The organism is Flavobacterium xizangense, assembly GCF_054075145.1.
This window is the reverse complement of sequence record NZ_JBSIPG010000001.1, coordinates 228561-246099: the sequence shown is the minus strand read 5'-3', so window position 1 is coordinate 246099 and position 17539 is coordinate 228561. Positions and strand designations below refer to the sequence as shown.

The 17539-nt window shown below is 32.7% G+C and carries 15 protein-coding genes; 11 read left to right on the top strand and 4 right to left on the bottom strand.

Annotated elements, in window-relative coordinates:
• Positions 1-44 precede the first annotated feature (44 nt).
• Together ACWA1B_RS01040 and ACWA1B_RS01035 are read left to right on the top strand one after the other, a co-directional pair.
• Positions 45-2810 (top strand): PD-(D/E)XK nuclease family protein, encoded by a 2766-nt coding sequence (locus ACWA1B_RS01040; RefSeq protein WP_456903970.1) that lies wholly within the window; start codon positions 45-47, stop codon positions 2808-2810.
• A 293-nt stretch (positions 2811-3103) separates the two neighbouring features.
• The gene (locus ACWA1B_RS01035) at positions 3104-3775 is read left to right on the top strand and encodes an ATP-binding cassette domain-containing protein (RefSeq protein WP_456903968.1); all 672 of its coding nucleotides are present in this window, start codon (positions 3104-3106) and stop codon (positions 3773-3775) included.
• A gap of 652 nt (positions 3776-4427) precedes the next feature.
• On the opposite strand, the gene ACWA1B_RS01030 is transcribed toward ACWA1B_RS01035, so the two are convergent.
• Positions 4428-5204 (bottom strand): alpha/beta fold hydrolase, encoded by a 777-nt coding sequence (locus ACWA1B_RS01030; protein ID WP_456903967.1) that lies wholly within the window; start codon positions 5202-5204, stop codon positions 4428-4430.
• Between the two features lie 148 nt (positions 5205-5352).
• Positions 5353-6159 carry a TIGR00266 family protein gene (locus ACWA1B_RS01025; protein ID WP_456903965.1) on the bottom strand — a complete coding sequence of 269 codons (807 nt, stop codon included), beginning with the start codon at positions 6157-6159 and terminating at the stop codon, positions 5353-5355.
• Between the two features lie 179 nt (positions 6160-6338).
• On the opposite strand from ACWA1B_RS01025, the gene ACWA1B_RS01020 reads away from it, so the two are divergent.
• Together ACWA1B_RS01020 and ACWA1B_RS01015 are read left to right on the top strand one after the other, a co-directional pair.
• Positions 6339-6695 carry a hypothetical protein gene (locus ACWA1B_RS01020; RefSeq protein ID WP_042565526.1) on the top strand — a complete coding sequence of 119 codons (357 nt, stop codon included), beginning with the start codon at positions 6339-6341 and terminating at the stop codon, positions 6693-6695.
• An 89-nt stretch (positions 6696-6784) separates the two neighbouring features.
• Entirely contained in the window at positions 6785-7303 is a 519-nt protein-coding gene (locus ACWA1B_RS01015) for a ferritin (protein WP_456903963.1), read from the top strand.
• 284 nt (positions 7304-7587) lie between these two features.
• Here ACWA1B_RS01015 and ACWA1B_RS01010 read toward each other — a convergent pair whose 3' ends face one another.
• The gene (locus ACWA1B_RS01010; protein WP_456903961.1) at positions 7588-8880 is read right to left on the bottom strand and encodes an aminopeptidase P family protein; all 1293 of its coding nucleotides are present in this window, start codon (positions 8878-8880) and stop codon (positions 7588-7590) included.
• Positions 8881-9112: 232 nt separating this feature from the next.
• Here ACWA1B_RS01010 and ACWA1B_RS01005 point away from each other — a divergent pair, with 232 nt between their 5' ends.
• From ACWA1B_RS01005 to ACWA1B_RS00985, 5 genes are all read left to right on the top strand, one after another.
• On the top strand, positions 9113-10456 hold the full coding sequence (locus tag ACWA1B_RS01005; RefSeq protein WP_456903960.1) for a polymer-forming cytoskeletal protein: 1344 nt from the start codon (positions 9113-9115) through the stop codon (positions 10454-10456).
• 6 nt (positions 10457-10462) lie between these two features.
• A complete protein-coding gene (locus ACWA1B_RS01000; RefSeq protein WP_456903958.1) occupies positions 10463-11071 on the top strand; it encodes a hypothetical protein in 609 nt (202 codons plus the stop codon).
• 7 nt (positions 11072-11078) lie between these two features.
• Positions 11079-11513 (top strand): GNAT family N-acetyltransferase, encoded by a 435-nt coding sequence (locus ACWA1B_RS00995; RefSeq protein ID WP_456903957.1) that lies wholly within the window; start codon positions 11079-11081, stop codon positions 11511-11513.
• Positions 11514-12254, top strand: a complete 741-nt coding sequence (locus tag ACWA1B_RS00990) for a LytTR family transcriptional regulator DNA-binding domain-containing protein (RefSeq protein WP_456903955.1) — start codon at positions 11514-11516, stop codon at positions 12252-12254. It abuts the gene before it with no gap.
• A 101-nt stretch (positions 12255-12355) separates the two neighbouring features.
• Entirely contained in the window at positions 12356-12910 is a 555-nt protein-coding gene (locus tag ACWA1B_RS00985; protein ID WP_456903953.1) for a hypothetical protein, read from the top strand.
• Positions 12911-13120: 210 nt separating this feature from the next.
• Here the strand turns inward: ACWA1B_RS00985 and ACWA1B_RS00980 are convergent, their stop codons facing one another.
• Entirely contained in the window at positions 13121-14482 is a 1362-nt protein-coding gene (locus ACWA1B_RS00980; protein ID WP_456903951.1) for a hydroxymethylglutaryl-CoA synthase family protein, read from the bottom strand.
• Positions 14483-14817: 335 nt separating this feature from the next.
• On the opposite strand from ACWA1B_RS00980, the gene ACWA1B_RS00975 reads away from it, so the two are divergent.
• Positions 14818-15483, top strand: coding sequence for a succinate dehydrogenase cytochrome b subunit (locus tag ACWA1B_RS00975; RefSeq protein WP_456903949.1), 666 nt, complete (start codon positions 14818-14820; stop codon positions 15481-15483).
• Positions 15484-15494: 11 nt separating this feature from the next.
• Positions 15495-17495, top strand: a complete 2001-nt coding sequence (locus tag ACWA1B_RS00970; RefSeq protein ID WP_456903948.1) for a fumarate reductase/succinate dehydrogenase flavoprotein subunit — start codon at positions 15495-15497, stop codon at positions 17493-17495.
• The last annotated feature ends 44 nt before the right edge of the window (positions 17496-17539 follow it).

Here is a 17539-nt window from a genome sequence, read left to right as displayed (position 1 = left end):
TGAAAAGCCATTCTTAATTGAATGGCTTTTTTTATTTTTATAACATGATAAATACTTCTTTTCTTGAAAAAATTGCAGCTGTAGTTATTCAGAATTATGAAACAAAGCTTGCTGAAACAACTATTATTCTGCCTAATAAAAGAGCGAAGGTTTTTTTAATCGAAGCTTTAAAAAAAGAAACCCACAAAACTATTCTTTCGCCGGATATTATTAGTATAGAGGATTTTGTTCAGGATGTGGCTTCAATTCGTTCAATAGATTCGATTGAGCTTTTGTTTGCATTTTATGAAGTGTATTTATCTGTTACAGAAAAACAGCATCAACAATCATTTGAATTATTTGCTAATTGGGCAAAAACACTTTTACAGGATTTTAATGAAATTGATCGATATCTTCTAGATCCAAATCATGTACTTTCTTATTTGAAAGATATAGAGGATATAAAAAAGTGGGGAGTCGAAGTAGAAAACAAAACTAAGCTTTTAGAGAATTATATTGATTTTTGGAAGCTTCTTCCTTTGTATTATGACGCATTATATAATCATCTGTTAAACAAAGCAATTGGTTATCAAGGATTGATTTATCGAGAAGCTGTCAATAATCTTAATCATTTTTCGAATACGGTCTCAAACCGTTCTTTTATTTTTGCAGGCTTTAATGCGTTAAATGCTGCTGAAGAGAAAATAGTACAACATTTACTGGCTCTAGATCAGGCAAAAATATACTGGGATACAGATCAGACTTTTTTGAATGATCCTTATCACGACGCAGGACTTTTTGTGAGACGTTTTAAAGAAAGCTGGAAGTATTATAAATCACATCCTTTTGAATGGATTGTAGATGATTTTTCACAATCCAAAAATATTCAAGTAATTGGTTCGCCAAAAACTATTGGCCAGGCAAAAATTACAGGAAGTATAATTGAAAACTTAATTGCTGAAAATCCTGCTGGATCTTTAGATAGAGTTGCTGTGGTTTTAGGTGAGGAAAGCTTGCTGATTCCGGTTTTGTATTCGTTGCCTGCTTCAGTTGGCGCTTTGAATATCACTATGGGATATTCTGGTAAAAACAATCCGTCACAAATTTTAATTGCTAAATTGTTTAAAATGCATACGAACGCACTTTCCCGAAAGGGAGACAGTTACGTGTTTTATTACAAAGATGTTTTAGATGTTTTAACGCATCCGCTTGTGGCTCCTTATGCAAATGCAAATCATTTGGTTAAGATTATTAAAGAGAACAATTACACCTTTATTTCTCATAATAGAATAGTTGAGTTGTATAGTAATTCATGTAATCTGTTCGATTTATTATTTAAAAAATGGGAAAACGGTTCGTTATCTGTACTTGAAAATATTTCGGCACTTTTGCTTTTGATCAAAACAAATTTTGATAAAGATAATGAAGAGGAGAAGATTGCAAAATCTTTTGTTTATGCTGTTTTTAAAGTCATAAATAAACTTATAAATTATTACACTAGTCATAATCATATTGATAACATTGACACGCTTCACGCCATTTATAAACAAATTATTGATGTTGCTGAAGTTTCATTTGAAGGTGAACCTTTACGTGGACTTCAAATAATGGGTGTTCTTGAGAGTCGTGTTCTTGATTTTGATACAGTTATTATAACGTCAATGAATGAAGGAAAATTTCCGGCTGGAAAATCTCAAAATTCCTTTATTCCTTATGATGTAAAACGAGAGTTGGGCTTGCCTACTTTTAAAGAAAAAGATGCAATTTATACCTATCATTTTTATCATTTACTTCAGCGTGCCAAAAATATCTATCTTATTTACAATACTGAAAATGATGGATTAGACGCGGGTGAAAGAAGTCGTTTTATCACACAGTTAGAGGTAGAAAAACAGCCTAAACATAACTTGACTTTTGATATTTATAATCCGGTTTTACCTGCAACGGCGTATCAGCCCATGGTAATCCCAAAATCGGAGGCTGTTATGGACCGTTTGAAAGAGATTGCTTTAGCAGGATTTTCTCCTTCGGCACTGACAAGTTATATTCGAAACCCGATTGATTTTTATTTCCAAAAAATACTTCGAATACGTGAAGTGGAAGAAGTAGAAGAAAATATCGCATTGAATACACTTGGAACTATAATACATGAAACTTTAAAAGCCCTTTATGAACCTTTTATTGGTCGATTTATTTCTGAAGAAGATATTGCGAAATGTTTTAAACTTCTTGATGAAGAGGTTTTAAAACAATTTAAAGTAGTTTATAAAGAAGGTGAAATTAAAAAAGGCCGAAACCTTTTGGCTTTCGAAGTTGCAAAACGAAATGTTTTTAATTTTCTTAAAGTGGAATTAGAAGCAGTTCGAAATGGAGACGAAATTAAAATTATTGCTCTAGAACAAACATATCAACGCGAACTCAAACATCCAAGTTTGCCATTTCCGGTTGTTATAAAAGGAAATGTTGACCGGATTGAACAACGAAATGGAAAAATAAGAATTATCGATTATAAGACTGGAAAAGTCGAAAAAGCGAATGTCGTATTGAAAACATGGAATGGATTGACCAATGAGCTTAAAAACGACAAAATCATTCAGGTTTTGGCTTATGCATTCATGTTTGAAAAGGAAGCTGGAAATATGCCTATTGAGGTTGGAATTATTTCTTTTAAAAATCTAAAATCGGGATTTTTGCCTTTTACATTCAAAGAAGAAAAAGATTTGGATACAACAGTGTCTGAGCAAACTCTGGATTTGTACTTGAAAGAAATAGTTTTGCTTTTGAATGAAATTTTTGACACTACAATTCCTTTTGAAGAAAAAATAAATTAATTGATTAGAAAGCTTCTAAATATATTCGAATTTTTTAAAACCACATTAACAGTTAATTTAATGGTTTGTGCAATTGCTGTTTTTTTCGGTGGTTTTGATTATTTCTTTATATGGTTTTTAAGTTTTGGTTTTTTGGCAAGCATTGGCTTCATGGAATTTTATCGCAAAAGGGATTATTTGTTTTATTTTAATAATGGCGTTTCAAAAATGCAACTGTTGTTATTTAGTTATCTAATGACTTTTTGCACCGCAATTTTATTTGGTTTAATTGTCTTTTTAAAAAATAAATTAGTTTGAGAAAACATACTTTGGAAATTAGCGGGATTCAGAAAAAAATTGGCGAGAAAACGATACTTTCTGATGTTTATTTGAAATGTGAAACTTCAGAAATTATTGGATTGCTCGGGCGAAACGGTTCTGGAAAATCTACTTTGTTGAAAATTGTAGCCGGTTTAGAATCAGTTCCGGATCGTTGTATTCGAATCGATTCGGTTTCTTTGAATATTAAAAATGTACTGATGAATAATGTCAGTTATCTAGATCAGGATCAGTTTATTCCGAATCATCTTTCTGTTCAAAAAGTAATTGCACTTTCAATTGATAAAGAAAACAGAATTAATTTTTGTGAAGATGAGTTTATCAAAAAGCTTCTAAACAAAAAAATAAGGCATTTGTCAACGGGTGAATTACGCTATCTGGAAATAAAAATTGTGCTTTCCAATACGTCCTTGTTTGCATTGCTAGACGAACCCTATAATGGACTTTCTCCACTGATGATTGAAACGATTAACGAAATGATGAAAGGCAGCTTAAACAAAAAAGGGATTATTGTTACGGACCACAACTATCAGAATGTAGTAAAAATCGCAAATAGGCTGGTTTTGATAAAAGACGGAAAGACTCATTCGATAAAGGAAAAAATCGAACTTGTCGAAAAAGGTTATCTCACAAACATGGATTTTTAATGGGTATAGTAACTGAATGTTTTTTTAAAGAAGCCTTTCTTTTCGAGCGCTAGCGTATTTTTGCTGTTTATTTTTCTGTTTTCAAAACAAAATTTTCTAAACTTCATCATTTTGACATTTAGATTAAATCGTATTTATTAAACAGTGCAATTATTTATTCATCTTTATAAAAATACTTCCTAGGATAAGCTGTACTGACATATACGGCTATTAAAAATGAATTTTATGGAACAAAATGTTATTATTTTCAATAAATCTTTTTTTTCTGTTGTTTTTTTTTACGCATTTTCTTTAAAAAAAAGCCAATAATTATGCTATAAATAAAAGTGATTCAAATGATTGCGCAGAGTTTTTTTTTAACAAGTGTTTATCGTACAATTATGTTAATTAAAATATCTTTGAAGCATCTTAAAGGAAAATCGATTTAGGGAAGATAAGAGCAGAATTTATAATGCGCCTGAGAATGTGAATAATGGGATCTTCAACAAAGAATAATTAAAAGTAAATCTTGGATTAACGTGAGTGACTTTGTAGAAATTTAAGAAAGACATAGTTGCCAAATTATAATTTTTTGCCCCCACAAAAGGAAGAAAAGGCTGTTTTCGATGTTTATTCGAAACGGCCTTTTCTGATTTTAATTTGTTTTATTTTTTTAACTGAAAAAATCGGTTAAAACTGTTTTTAGTGCTTCTTTGTTTTCAATATGGCTCATGTGACCGTCTTCAAATGAAACTAATTCTGCAGTTGTATCTTCGATTTGCGCTAAACTATCTTCGTAATTTAGAACTGGGTCTTTTTTGCCCAAAATCAATAAAACCGGAAAACGGCTTTCGTGTAAAAGCCATTCTCTGTCTTTTCTGATTTTCATTCCTTCGAGTGACGCTACAATTCCCTGTAAAGGTGTTTTTAAAGCCTCTTCCTTTACTTTTTCAATTTCATTTGCCAGACGAATTCTGTTGTTTTCGCTAAATAAATTTGCAATCGCTAAACTCACAAAACCCACATAATTTTGTTTAACAGCTTTTATGGCGCGCGTTCTGTTTAGCTTTTTTTCGGCGCTGTCTTCTTTTGAAGTGGAATTCAGTAAAATTAATTTTTTGATTCTATCTGGAAATAATTCGGCGAAAGCCAAACCAACATATCCACCCATTGAATGCCCGAGAATTGTTGCTTTTTCGATATTTAAATGTTTCAAAACTTCGTTTACAGCATTGGCATTTTCCTCCATTTCATGAACATATCCCAAACAATCAGATTCCCCATGACCTAGTAAATCGATGGTAATAACACGATTTTTTTCTGAGAAAAGTTCAACATACTCTTTCCACATTTTTTTATTTTCTAAAAAGCCGTGTAACATAACAATTGCATTTCCTTTTCCTGAATCTGTAAAAGATATTTTGGTGTTTTTATATAGAATGTTTTTCAAAATGATAGTTTAAAATGTAAAACGCAAAGGTAATAATTGAAGAATCATATAGGAAATATAAGTTTATTGGAGTCAAAAAATATAAGTAATTGAGTTCAAAAAAAATGGCCTTCATTTCTGAAAGCCGTTAATTATACATTTATAAAAATTAAAAACGATTGTCTCCATCTAAAAGATTTCCTAATCCGCCTAAGAGGCTTCCTTCATCGCGACTGTTTCCTCCGGATCGTGGTGCCGATGCAATAATACGGTCAGCCAATCTAGAGAAAGGTAAAGATTGTATATAAACCGTTCCGGGACCGCGAAGAGTAGCATAAAACAAACCTTCGCCGCCAAAAATAGAATTTTTGATGCCACCAATAAATTCAATATCATAATCGACATCTTTGGTAAAACCTATAATACAACCCGTATCTACTTTTAGTACTTCTCCAGAGGCTAGTTCTTTTTTAGCCATTGTTCCGCCAGAATGTACAAATGCCATTCCGTCTCCTTCTATCTTTTGCATGATGAATCCTTCACCACCGAAAAGGCCTCGGCCCAATTTTTGAGAAAATTCGATTCCTACTGAAACGCCTTTTGCGGCACATAAGAACGAACTTTTTTGACAAATAAATTTGCCTTGAAATTGGGTTAAGTCAATTGGAAGAATTTTTCCTGGATAAGGGGACGCAAAGGAAACTTTGCTTTTGGTGTTGCCTTGGTTTAAAAATGCTGTCATGAATAGGCTTTCACCCGTAAGAACTCTTTTTCCGGCATTTAACAGTTTACCAAATAGTCCCGAACCAGCTTGTTGGTTTGATCCGTCGCCAAAAATGGTTTCCATCTGAATGTTGTTTTCCATCATCATAAAACTACCTGCTTCTGCGATTACTATTTCTTGTGGATCCAGTTCTATTTCGACATATTGCATTTCTTCTCCAAAAATTTGATAATCTATTTCGTGTGCTTGCATGATTTCTGAATTTTTTGTTTTTCAAATTAGACTAATAATGCTGTAGAATGTTACAGTTTTTGATGTACTTCGGCTGTTTTTAAGAACATTAAGTGATTTTGTTATTTTAAATTAGTCTTAATTACGTGTTTAATTACTTTAAATTCTATATTTTTGCACCGTTATTATATTTTATCAGAATGGCATTAGTTAGTGATTTGACCACCAAAGTATTATTTGAAACCGAAAAAGGATACAGTTATCAATGTGATTTGACCAATAGTATAATTATCAATTTTGTTGATACAGTGTCGAGTTATAAAATTCATGATTTTTTGATTTTTCAAAGAAAGGTTAATAGCGTTGACATTTTGAATATGCTTTATGACTTGTCAGATCAGTCAGATGCACAGTTAATTGAAACTACTAAAAGAAATTTTTCCCGAAATCTTACAATCTGCGAAATAGTGCAATTGAGAGATTTATTAAACGGAACTAAATTCACCCTTACTTTACACTCTTTGCTTTGCAATACTGTCAACGTAGAGCTTATTTAGATTCTTACTTAGATTAAATCCAAATTTTCAAGCACTTAGAGTTGCCGTCTTTAATTTTTGTAATTTTACACGTATAAAAATTAAAGGTTATGAAAGATTTACTAAGAACAAGTACTTCATTAGTTGAAGGAATCGAAAATATATTGAACTTACAGGCAAAAATAGAAAGCGACGCTTCTAACAAATATTTAGCTATGGCTGCATGGTTGGATAGAAACGGTTATGCCAATACAGCATCTTACTTCTACAAGCAAGCCGAAGAAGAAAGAGAACATTTCCTAAAAGTTTTCAAATATATTACAGATATGGGAGGGATTGCAATTACGCCATCTGTTCCAGAAGTGCAGCAAGAATTTGCTTCTTTTAGAGAAGTATTTGAAATTGCTTTGCAAAACGAAATTGCAGTTACTCAGGCAATCAATAAAGTAATCGCAAAATGTAGAGCTGAGAATGATTATGCTACAGAAGATTTTATGATGTGGTATGTGGCTGAGCAAAGAGAAGAAGAGAAAAACGCAAGAAGAGCTTTAGAGCTTTTTGAACTAATTAACGGAAACGAAGCTGACGGCAAATTTCAATTGGATTTACAGATTTCGAAAATCGGATAATAAACGATTATAAAATTTAAAAGAGCTGTCTTAAATGGACAGCTCTTTTTATTTGTAAGCTTCAGAGAAGCGAAATATTTATAGCAAAGGATAAATGTTTAGATCATAAGCTCCATGGGAGCGACATGTTTTTCAATAGCCGCTATATATTTCGCTCCTATGGAGCTTTTCTTGTTTACGGAATTAAATTTCTATAAATATTATGCCCCGCTGAGGCATAATAAAGTGAGGTATAAAAGCCAAAGAGGCTGTCCAATATTTTTCGGACAGCCTCTTTTTTTTATTTATGAATTCATCAACGTTTCGATTTCTTCAACTTCAACTGGAATATTTCTCATTAAGTTAAAAGGTTCGCCTTTTTCCTGAACGACAACATTGTCTTCCAAACGAATTCCGAATTTTTCTGCTGGAATATAAATTCCCGGCTCAACTGTAAAAACCATATTTGGTTTCATTGGCTCGTGCAACAGTCCGTAATCGTGCGTGTCCAATCCCATGTGGTGAGAAGTTCCGTGCATGAAGTATTTTTTATACGCTGGCCATTCTGGATTTTCGTTCTGAACATCAGCTTTGTCTAATAAACCTAAACCTAATAATTCAGAAGTCATGATTTTACCCACTTCAAAATGATATTGTTTCCAAAGTGTTCCTGGCGTAAGCATTTTTGTAGCTTCGTTTTTAACTCTTAAAACAGCATTATAAACCGCTTTTTGACGCTCAGAAAAACGTCCAGAAACTGGAATTGTTCTCGTCATATCGCTTGAATAATTTGCATATTCAGCAGCAACGTCCAACAAAATCAAATCTCCGTCTTTACATTGCTGATTGTTTTCGATATAATGTAAAACATTCGCATTGTTTCCAGAAGCAATAATTGGCGTGTAAGCAAAACCTTTAGAACGGTTACGGATGAATTCATGAGCCAGTTCCGCTTCGATTTCATATTCGGTAACATTTGGTTTTACGAATCCTAATAATCTACGGAAACCTTTTTCTGTAATATCACAAGCGTGCTGAATCAAATCGATTTCTTCGCTTTCTTTTACAGAACGAAGTCTTTGTAAAATCGGATTACTTTTTGCCACGTTGTGTGCTGGATAACGTTCTTTCCACCATTTTACAAAACGAGCCTCACGAGTTTCTGTTTCTACAGTCGCACGATAATGTTCGTTAGTATTGATGTACATTGTATCAGCATACGTCATCATTTCGTTCAAAACTTTATGAAAATCTTGCAACCAATAAACCGTTCTAATTCCCGAAACCTGAAAAGCACGTTCTTTAGTCAGTTTTTCACCTTCCCAAACTGCAATATGGTCATTGGTTTCTCTTAAAAAAAGAATTTCTCTTTGGTTTTCATAAGGCGCATCCGGAAACAAAAGCAAAACACTTTCTTCCTGATCTACACCGCTCAGATAAAAAATGTCTCTGTGTTGTGCAAACGGCAAAGTACTGTCGGCACTAATTGGGTAAATGTCATTTGAGTTGAATACTGCAACCGAATTAGGTTTCATTTCAGCCATGAACTTTCTGCGGTTTTTTACAAAAAGAGCGCTGTTTATTTGATGATATTTCATAATAACTTAGTTTTTGAACTTCGAATTTCAAAATTACGTTTTTTCAGTAAACAGCACGAAATTGATTTCTTAAAGTTTTATTATTTGTTTTGGTTCTAATTTTTTTCTCGTTTGCTTAACCGCGAATTATAGAGAAGAAGTCATTTGTAATTGAATATTTCAAATAAATTGTAAGATTTTAATTATATGGGCTAAATTTACATTTTTATAATATTAAAAATTTATAATACAAATGAGCAAGGGAGATTTTAAATTAATTACAATAGCTGAAATCAAAATCAAATATCCTTTCTTAATTGACAATGAAAGTTTTGATTTATTTGGGGATTGGGAAGATGAAGATCATTTTCTTACATCTGAAGGAGATGTATCACTTGAGGGAAATTTTTATTTAGACCTTTATGAAGAAAAAGATAAAAAATGGCTTGCCAAATTGCTAAATCTTCCAGTTAAAAAAATTGATGAAATAAGAATTGACGGGATTTTTATAAATGGAAATTTTTCTGTCGGAGGTTCAATTATCAATGCTGAGGGTGATTATGGACCGTATACTTTTATTAACGGAAATGTAAAATGCCAAAGTTTATTACTAGGTGGCGCCAATGTAGAAGTTAAAGGTAATATTCAAGCAAAAGAAGTTGTGATGACATATTACAATCATGGTAATTTTAATTGTATTGGTTTGATAGATTCTCCTGTTTTTATTGTTACTGATCACAATACAACATTTACAGAAAGAAAAAATGACTTGTTTTATTATAATGACAGAGATGAAATTGATCCGAAAAACGAATGCGAATATGATGATGAAACGGGCGACGAAATTATCTCAAACGAACTCAGGAAATTATTAGATAATCTATTAATTGAAACATTTGAAGAATTAGAACGAGATTTAGCAAGAGGCGAATTGGTTTTAAAACAAAATAATCCGCCCGCTAAAACTTATAAATATTGGCGTGAGCGTGTTTTGGCAAATTATAGGGATCTTAAACTGGTTCCGAAGCAGTTTAAAACCGAAGAACTTTGCAATCTGGCATTAAATATCACTTTTTATGCTTTGTCTTTTATTGATCAGGATTTCATAACTTCTGAACTTTGTGAAAAATTAGTCAATAAAGATGGTTTTGCGATTCAGGTAATTCCTGATGAATTTATCACTAAAGAACTTTCTTTTAAAGCCGCAGAAAACGGCACAATGCTGAGATTAATTCCAGAGGAATATTATTCTGAAGAACTAATTCTGTTAGTTTTTAAAAACGGAAGATATGAGCCAGATATCAACGATGTTCCTTCTCAATTTATAACAGAAAATCTTCTTGTAGAATATGTGAAAATTGGAAAAGGATTGTGGCTGGATAAAGCCTGTAAAGCAACTGGAATTGATAAACTACAGGTTTTAAAACAAGTGATCGATTCTGGAATAGAATATTTAGATAATATTTTTGGAAATCATTTCAGTAAAGAAACCGTTGATTATGCTTTTTCTGTTTATAAAAATCAAGAGGATTGGAATAAATATTTTCAAAAATATAAACAGAAATTTGAACGACTTGGGTTGAATGAATATTTGTAATGAAGAATGGACGAAAGTGTAAAAATATTAAGAAGTAAAATCTCAATTCCTTTAGCCAAAGCAATTCAGCTTCTTAAAAAGAACAATAATGATGTTGTGCTCTCCGAACAAGATTTTCATAATGAAAACATTAGAGAGATTTGTGAGAAAACTGAATGTAAAGAAGAAATTGCAAAAAAGGAATATCAAATTTGTAATCGGGATGTGACAAAAGCAATTGAAAGAATTAATCAAAAGCTAATTGTTATAGCCACAGGAAATAATCCCGTTTCAAAAATCGGTTTTATTTTATGGCCAGAAAATTTGAAGGGAGAATTTTATAAGACAGAAAAAAGAAATGATGTTTTTATTTCGACAGAAGATTTTAATATTGTTTTAAAAGATTTTGAATCTGTTTTTCCTATGCTCGACGCTTCTAATAATGTTGAACAGGAAACATTTGATGTTACAGGTCATAATTTTTTTGATAATAAGGCCTGCAAGCTAATTTTAGAAAAAATAAATGGAATTGAAAGTGATAATGAAAATGTAAAAACCTTTTTACAAGAAGTGGAAAGCTGGTTAAAAGATAAATTATCTTATGCTGATTATATTGTGGTTTATGGAAATTTATAACTAAGAGATGTTGAAGATTCAAATCAGAAAAGTAGAAAAAAAGGATCTAGACTTCGTCTACAAATCAATCTGCGAACTCGAAAACGAAATTTTAGATTTTGAAGTTTTCGAAACAATCTTTAATGAAAACATTTCAAACCCCAAAAATCTTTATCTAACTGCCGAAAACGAAATTGAAGAATTAGGCTTTATTAGTTTTCATACACAAAATCTTCTCCATCATTGCGGATTGGTTGGTGAAATTCAGGAATTTTTTATTCATCAAAAATATCGTGGTCACGGCGTTGGACGGTTATTGATGAATGAAATTTTCAATTTTGCAGATGAGAATAATTTAAAAAGCATCGAGGTGACGACAAATAAAAAACGAATAGAGAATGTCGCGATTTATGAGAATCTTGGTTTTACTTTGAGTCATAATAAGTTTACGATTTATAAATAAATGAAACAGCTAAATATTTCCATAAAACATAATCTTGTAATCAGTTTACTGATTGCTTTATGGCTTTTCATTTTTGCTTTCATAATAAAGCCGTTTGACGACGGAACAGTAAATTTCAGAGCTTGGTTTTTTATTAGTTTTGGATTTAGTATAATGGCGTTTTTATGTTATGGTCTTTTAGCTGTTGTTCAGAATAGCTTTTATGAAAGAATTGGAAAATGGAATATCGGTTTAGAAATAACAGCCATTTTTCTGTTTCATGTACTGTATTTAATTGGAGTTTTTACTTTTTATAAAAGTCCAATTTTAAATGGCGGATATGATTTTTTAGAATTCTGTTCGGTAATATTTATAAAAGTCGCTTTGATTTTGACTCCCGTAATTATTCTGGCTAGAAGATATTTAATCAAACTAATTCCGATAACGGACGATGTTTTGCTATTTAAAGGAGAGAACAGATTAGATATTCTGAAAATCAAAAAAACAGATTTGGTATGTATTTCGAATGCACAAAATTATGTGGAGATTTTTTATATTGAAAACGGAAAACTCCATTCTAAACTAATTCGTTCCTCACTAAAAAAAATTCAGGACGATTTTGGTTTTTTAGTGCAAATTCATCGTTCCCATATAATAAATCCATCGCATTTTAAATCTTGGAAAAATGCAAATACGATTATATTGACTCAAATTGAACTTCCAGTTTCGAGAAATTATAAAGATGTTTTGTTGGCATTGTAATTTTGTACCTAAAACAATGTATTTCGTACCTAAGTCAATAAAATAAGGCTTTCGGATAAATTTTCATTTTAGTTTTGCTTCATCAATTTTTAAAACAAATTATGAAAACAAAACATTTTTGCACGATCGGATTGCTATTTTTCTTAGCCAGTTATTTATTCTTTTCTAACATTTTTCCAAGTTTCAATGCGTCGATAGATTTTGCGCATTGGCTTAATTTGATAGGAGCTTGTTTTTTGTTGTCGTTTAATGATGCATTTTCTAAAACAAAAACCAATAAAGCAGCTTCTGTTTTGACAACTTTGGGAGTTATTGCCCATATTGGTCTTTGCACAATAGATTTTATAATGTCAAGTTACGGAAATAGCGAAATTGCAAAAGAAGCATTAAGTCACCAAATTAGTAATTCGCCAAGTATTTTGTATCCTTTCGTTATTGTTGGTCCATCTTTGCTTTTTCTTGGTTTGGCTTTGCACGCCTTTACTTTTATAAAAACAGAAACTTTGAAATCTTTAATGGTAATTGTTGGCTCGGTTGCTGTTGGATTTTCTTTTTTTGTTTTGAAAAATGGAATTTTGATGTTTTTGAGTTGTGCAATTTTTGTTTTAGGATTGGGGTTGTTGCTTTATGTGTCACGATCTTTGTCAAAGTTTTAAACTTTGACAAAGGTTTTTAGCACGATCTTGTCATCCTGAGCGAAGTCGAAGGACGCGTTAGTTGCTTGATAAAGATTGGATTATTGTTGCGGAGTTACTTAGTTTGTCCTTCGATTCAGGATGACAAACGGTGTGGATATAAAAACAAAAAACCGAAGCATTTTGCTTCGGTTTTTTGTTAGAATTTGGATTTTTTTATTGGAATTTAACCTAGTCAACCCATTTATAATATCTCGCTCCAATCAAATTAGGAATTTCTTTTTCAATTCTATCTAAAACCCATTCGTTTTTTGGAGTTCTTACGCTTTGTTTTTGCTCTTTTTTATGAAGACTTTCGTAAGTACTGAAATCAATTTCTACACTTTCAGCTAAATTTTCAAAAAGTTTCACATTTTCTAAAGCAGATTTCCATTCTGGTTGAATTGTTCCTTCAAAAACTTTTGATTTCGATCCGCTTCCGTAGGCCAAGAAACCAAATTTACTTCCGGCAACTTCTTTGTTTGTATCATAAAAATGAGCCAAAGTCGATAACAATCCCATAAAAATAGAACCTGTGTAAAGATTTCCAATTAATGATGAAGCCAATTCTGCAGGTTGTAATTTCTCGGTTACAAAACTTCTGTAATCTTCCGATTTTGCCACCTCTTTAATTTTTGTCTGATAATCGGCTGGCGCAATTTCATCAGCAATAATTTTCTCGGCGCTATCTAAAGCGTAAATTTCAGATAGCATTCTTCTTCCTTGGAAAGAATATGGCAAGTGCATTATAATACTATGCCAAGTGTTGTATAAAGTTTCAGTAGTACTTTTTAATTTTTTGAATGAAAAGTAAGCATTACGCGTACGATCCATATAACATTGATTCGAATATTGTCCGTCAAAAACCGGTTGATCTTTGTGAATTTCGATTTCAGCTTCTAAATTGTCGAACCAAGACTCGTTGTTTGTGTTTTGAGTAATTTCTTCTTTAGAAATAGTTCTATATGGTTTGAAGAAATCAAAAACACCTTTTGTGCTTGTTGCCCAATTATCATCAAAAGCAATAATTTTTGGGTTTGCAGTTACTAACATAGCAACGGCGCCGGCACCTTGCGTATATTCTCCACCTGAATTCAAATCATATTTTGCAAAATCAGTTGCAACAACAATTGCTTTTTTAGCTGGGTTTAATTTTACAAAATCAAGACAGTTTTGTAAAGCGTCAACTCCGCCAATACAAGCAAAAGTAAAATCGACAACATCGCACTCTGCTAATGAATCTTCTCCAAATTTTTGCTCCATTAAATTAATTAAATATGAAGCAATTGGTTTTGAACTGTCGATGCCGCTTTCAGTACCAACATAGATTCGGCTTATTTCCTTAAGATTAATTTTATTATCAAGGACTAGTTTTGTTAAAGCATTTGCACCAAAAACAACCGCATCCTGATGAACGTCTGGAAAAGTCATTTTTAGTAATCCAAGACCTTTTTCTAATTTTTCTGGTTCAATATTTCTGGCAACTGCCAAAGTTTTTATGGGTAAATGTATGTTTGCTACATCAAAAGAGATAGCATCAATTCCTGTTTTCATTCTTATTTTTTTGAGCCGCTAAAGGTAAAACTATGTTATGGAATGACAATTTTTTGCTTAGATAAAATTAAGCACGGCCGGCACTTTTGAAGAAAACAAATCAAAACTTTGAATAAAATAACAATATGATAAATTTTTAGTAATCTGAATACGTATTAAAATTAGATGAAAGATACTGTAAAGCAATTTTTTAGATTTGCCATACTGAATTTATACGTAAAAATACTTATGCGTAACCTATTTTAAAATGATTATAAATAACAACGAAATGGTTGTAGTTCTTTTGTATTTGAGTTATTTTTGTGTAATTTTTTAAAACAAACTACTTAACACTTATGGCACAATCTGCACAGTTGAATGCTTCCATCTTAAAGAAAGTGGCTATGGCTCTTTCGGGAATATTCTTAATCACGTTTTTAGCGCTGCATGTTTCCTTAAATTTCATTTCTATTATTAGTGAAGATGTTTTCAATGAAGCTTCTCACTTTATGGGATACAATCCGCTGATCCAGTATGTAATGCAGCCAATTTTGGCATTTGGAGTAATTTTCCACTTTGTAATGGGATTTGTACTTACAGCTCAAAACAGCGCAGCAAGACCAATTGCTTATGCAAAATACAATGGAGCGGCAAACGCTTCTTGGAGTTCTAGAAATATGATTATTTCTGGATTGGTTATTTTGGCTTTCTTAGGATTGCACTTTTATGATTTCTGGTTTCCTGAAGTTTCCTATAAGTATATTGCAGGTACAGCGCCAGATGCTACAAGGTATTATGGAGAGTTAGTTCATAAATTTCATGATCCAATTCGTACAGGATTGTATTGTGTGGCTTTTGTGCTTTTAGGATTCCATTTATGGCATGGGTTTGCATCTTCTCTTCAATCAATGGGGATGCACAACAAATATTCAAGATTCTTAAGTAAAGTAGGTTACTGGTTTGCAGTTATTGTACCAGCGCTTTTCGTAATTATCGCATTATTTCATCATTTCAATAATTAATATCAATTATAATGGCATTAGATTCAAAAATTCCAAATGGTCCTATAGCGGACAAATGGACAAATTATAAAGATCATATTAATTTGGTAAACCCTGCTAACAAACGTAATTTAGATATTATCGTTGTTGGTACTGGTTTAGCTGGAGGTTCTGCGGCAGCTACTTTAGCTGAGTTAGGATATAACGTAAAAGCATTTTGCTTCCAAGATTCTCCACGTCGTGCGCACTCAATCGCGGCACAAGGAGGTATCAATGCAGCAAAAAACTATAAGGGTGACGGTGACTCAGTTTACAGATTGTTTTACGATACTGTAAAAGGTGGTGACTACCGTGCACGTGAGGCAAACGTTCATCGTTTGGCTGAAGTTTCTGCAAATATTATTGACCAGTGTGTGGCTCAAGGGGTGCCATTGGCTCGTGAATATGGCGGACTTTTAGATAACCGTTCTTTTGGAGGAACTTTGGTTTCTCGTACATTCTACGCACAAGGACAAACTGGACAGCAATTATTGTTAGGAGCTTATTCTGCAATGAACCGTCAGATTGGTCGTGGAAAAATTAAAATGTACAACCGTCACGAAATGCTTGACATTGTAATCGTGAACGGAAAAGCGAGAGGTATTATTGCTCGTAACTTAATCACTGGAGAAATAGAAAGACATTCTGCTCACGCCGTAGTAATTGGTTCTGGAGGATACGGAAACGTATTTTTCCTTTCAACTAATGCTATGGGAAGTAACGCAACAGCAGCTTGGAAAATTCATAAAAAAGGAGCTTTTTTTGCAAATCCTTGTTATACACAAATTCACCCAACATGTATTCCGGTTTCAGGAGATCACCAGTCAAAACTGACTTTGATGTCTGAATCGTTACGTAATGATGGTCGTATTTGGGTACCAAAAAACCTTGAGGATGCAAAAGCTATCCGTGAAGGAAAGAAAAAAGCAACGGATTTATCTGAAGAAGAAAGAGATTATTTCTTAGAAAGAAGATATCCTGCGTTTGGTAACTTAGTTCCTCGTGACGTTGCATCTCGTGCAGCTAAAGAAAGATGCGATGCTGGTTTTGGAGTTAACAAAACTGGAGAAGCAGTTTACCTGGATTTTGCAGCAGCAATCAAACGTTACGGAACTGAAGAAGCTTACGTAAAAGGTTTAGATGCCAATGATTCTGCTTTAGTTACTAAATTAGGAACAGCAATCGTAAAAAGTAAATACGGAAACTTATTCCAAATGTACTTGAAAATTGTTGACGAAGATCCATATGTAACGCCAATGATGATTTACCCAGCGGTTCACTACACAATGGGTGGTACTTGGGTTGATTATAACTTAATGACTACAATTCCTGGATGTTTCTCAATTGGAGAATCGAACTTCTCTGATCACGGAGCAAACAGACTTGGAGCTTCTGCTTTAATGCAAGGTTTAGCTGATGGATATTTCGTATTACCATATACTATTGGGGATTATTTAGCTCCGGATATTAAAATGGGGCCAATTTCTACAGATTTACCAGAATTCGTTGAGGCTGAAAAAGCAGTTAAAGATCAAATTGAGAAATTTATCAATAATAAAGGAACTCATTCTGTAGATTATTTCCACAAAAAGTTGGGAAAAATTATGTGGGATAAAGTAGGTATGGCTCGTAATGCTAAAGGTTTAACTGAGGCTATCGAAGAAATCGCTGCTTTACGTGAAGAGTTTTATAGAGATGTAAAAGTTCCTGGAAGTGCTAACGAATTTAATCAGGAATTAGAGAAAGCGACTCGTGTTGCCGATTTCTTAGAATTAGGAGAATTGTTCGCGAAAGATGCTTTACACCGTAATGAATCTTGTGGTGGTCATTTCCGTGAGGAGTACCAAACAGAAGAAGGAGAAGCACTTCGTGACGACGAAAACTTTGCATATGTTGCAGCTTGGGAATACAAAGGAAAACCAAGTGATGCCGTGCTACACAAAGAACCTCTTAATTACGAAAACATTAAATTAGTTCAAAGAAGTTATAAATAAGAATTTGGTCGAAAGCCAAAGTCTTAAAGTCAAAAGGCAAAATG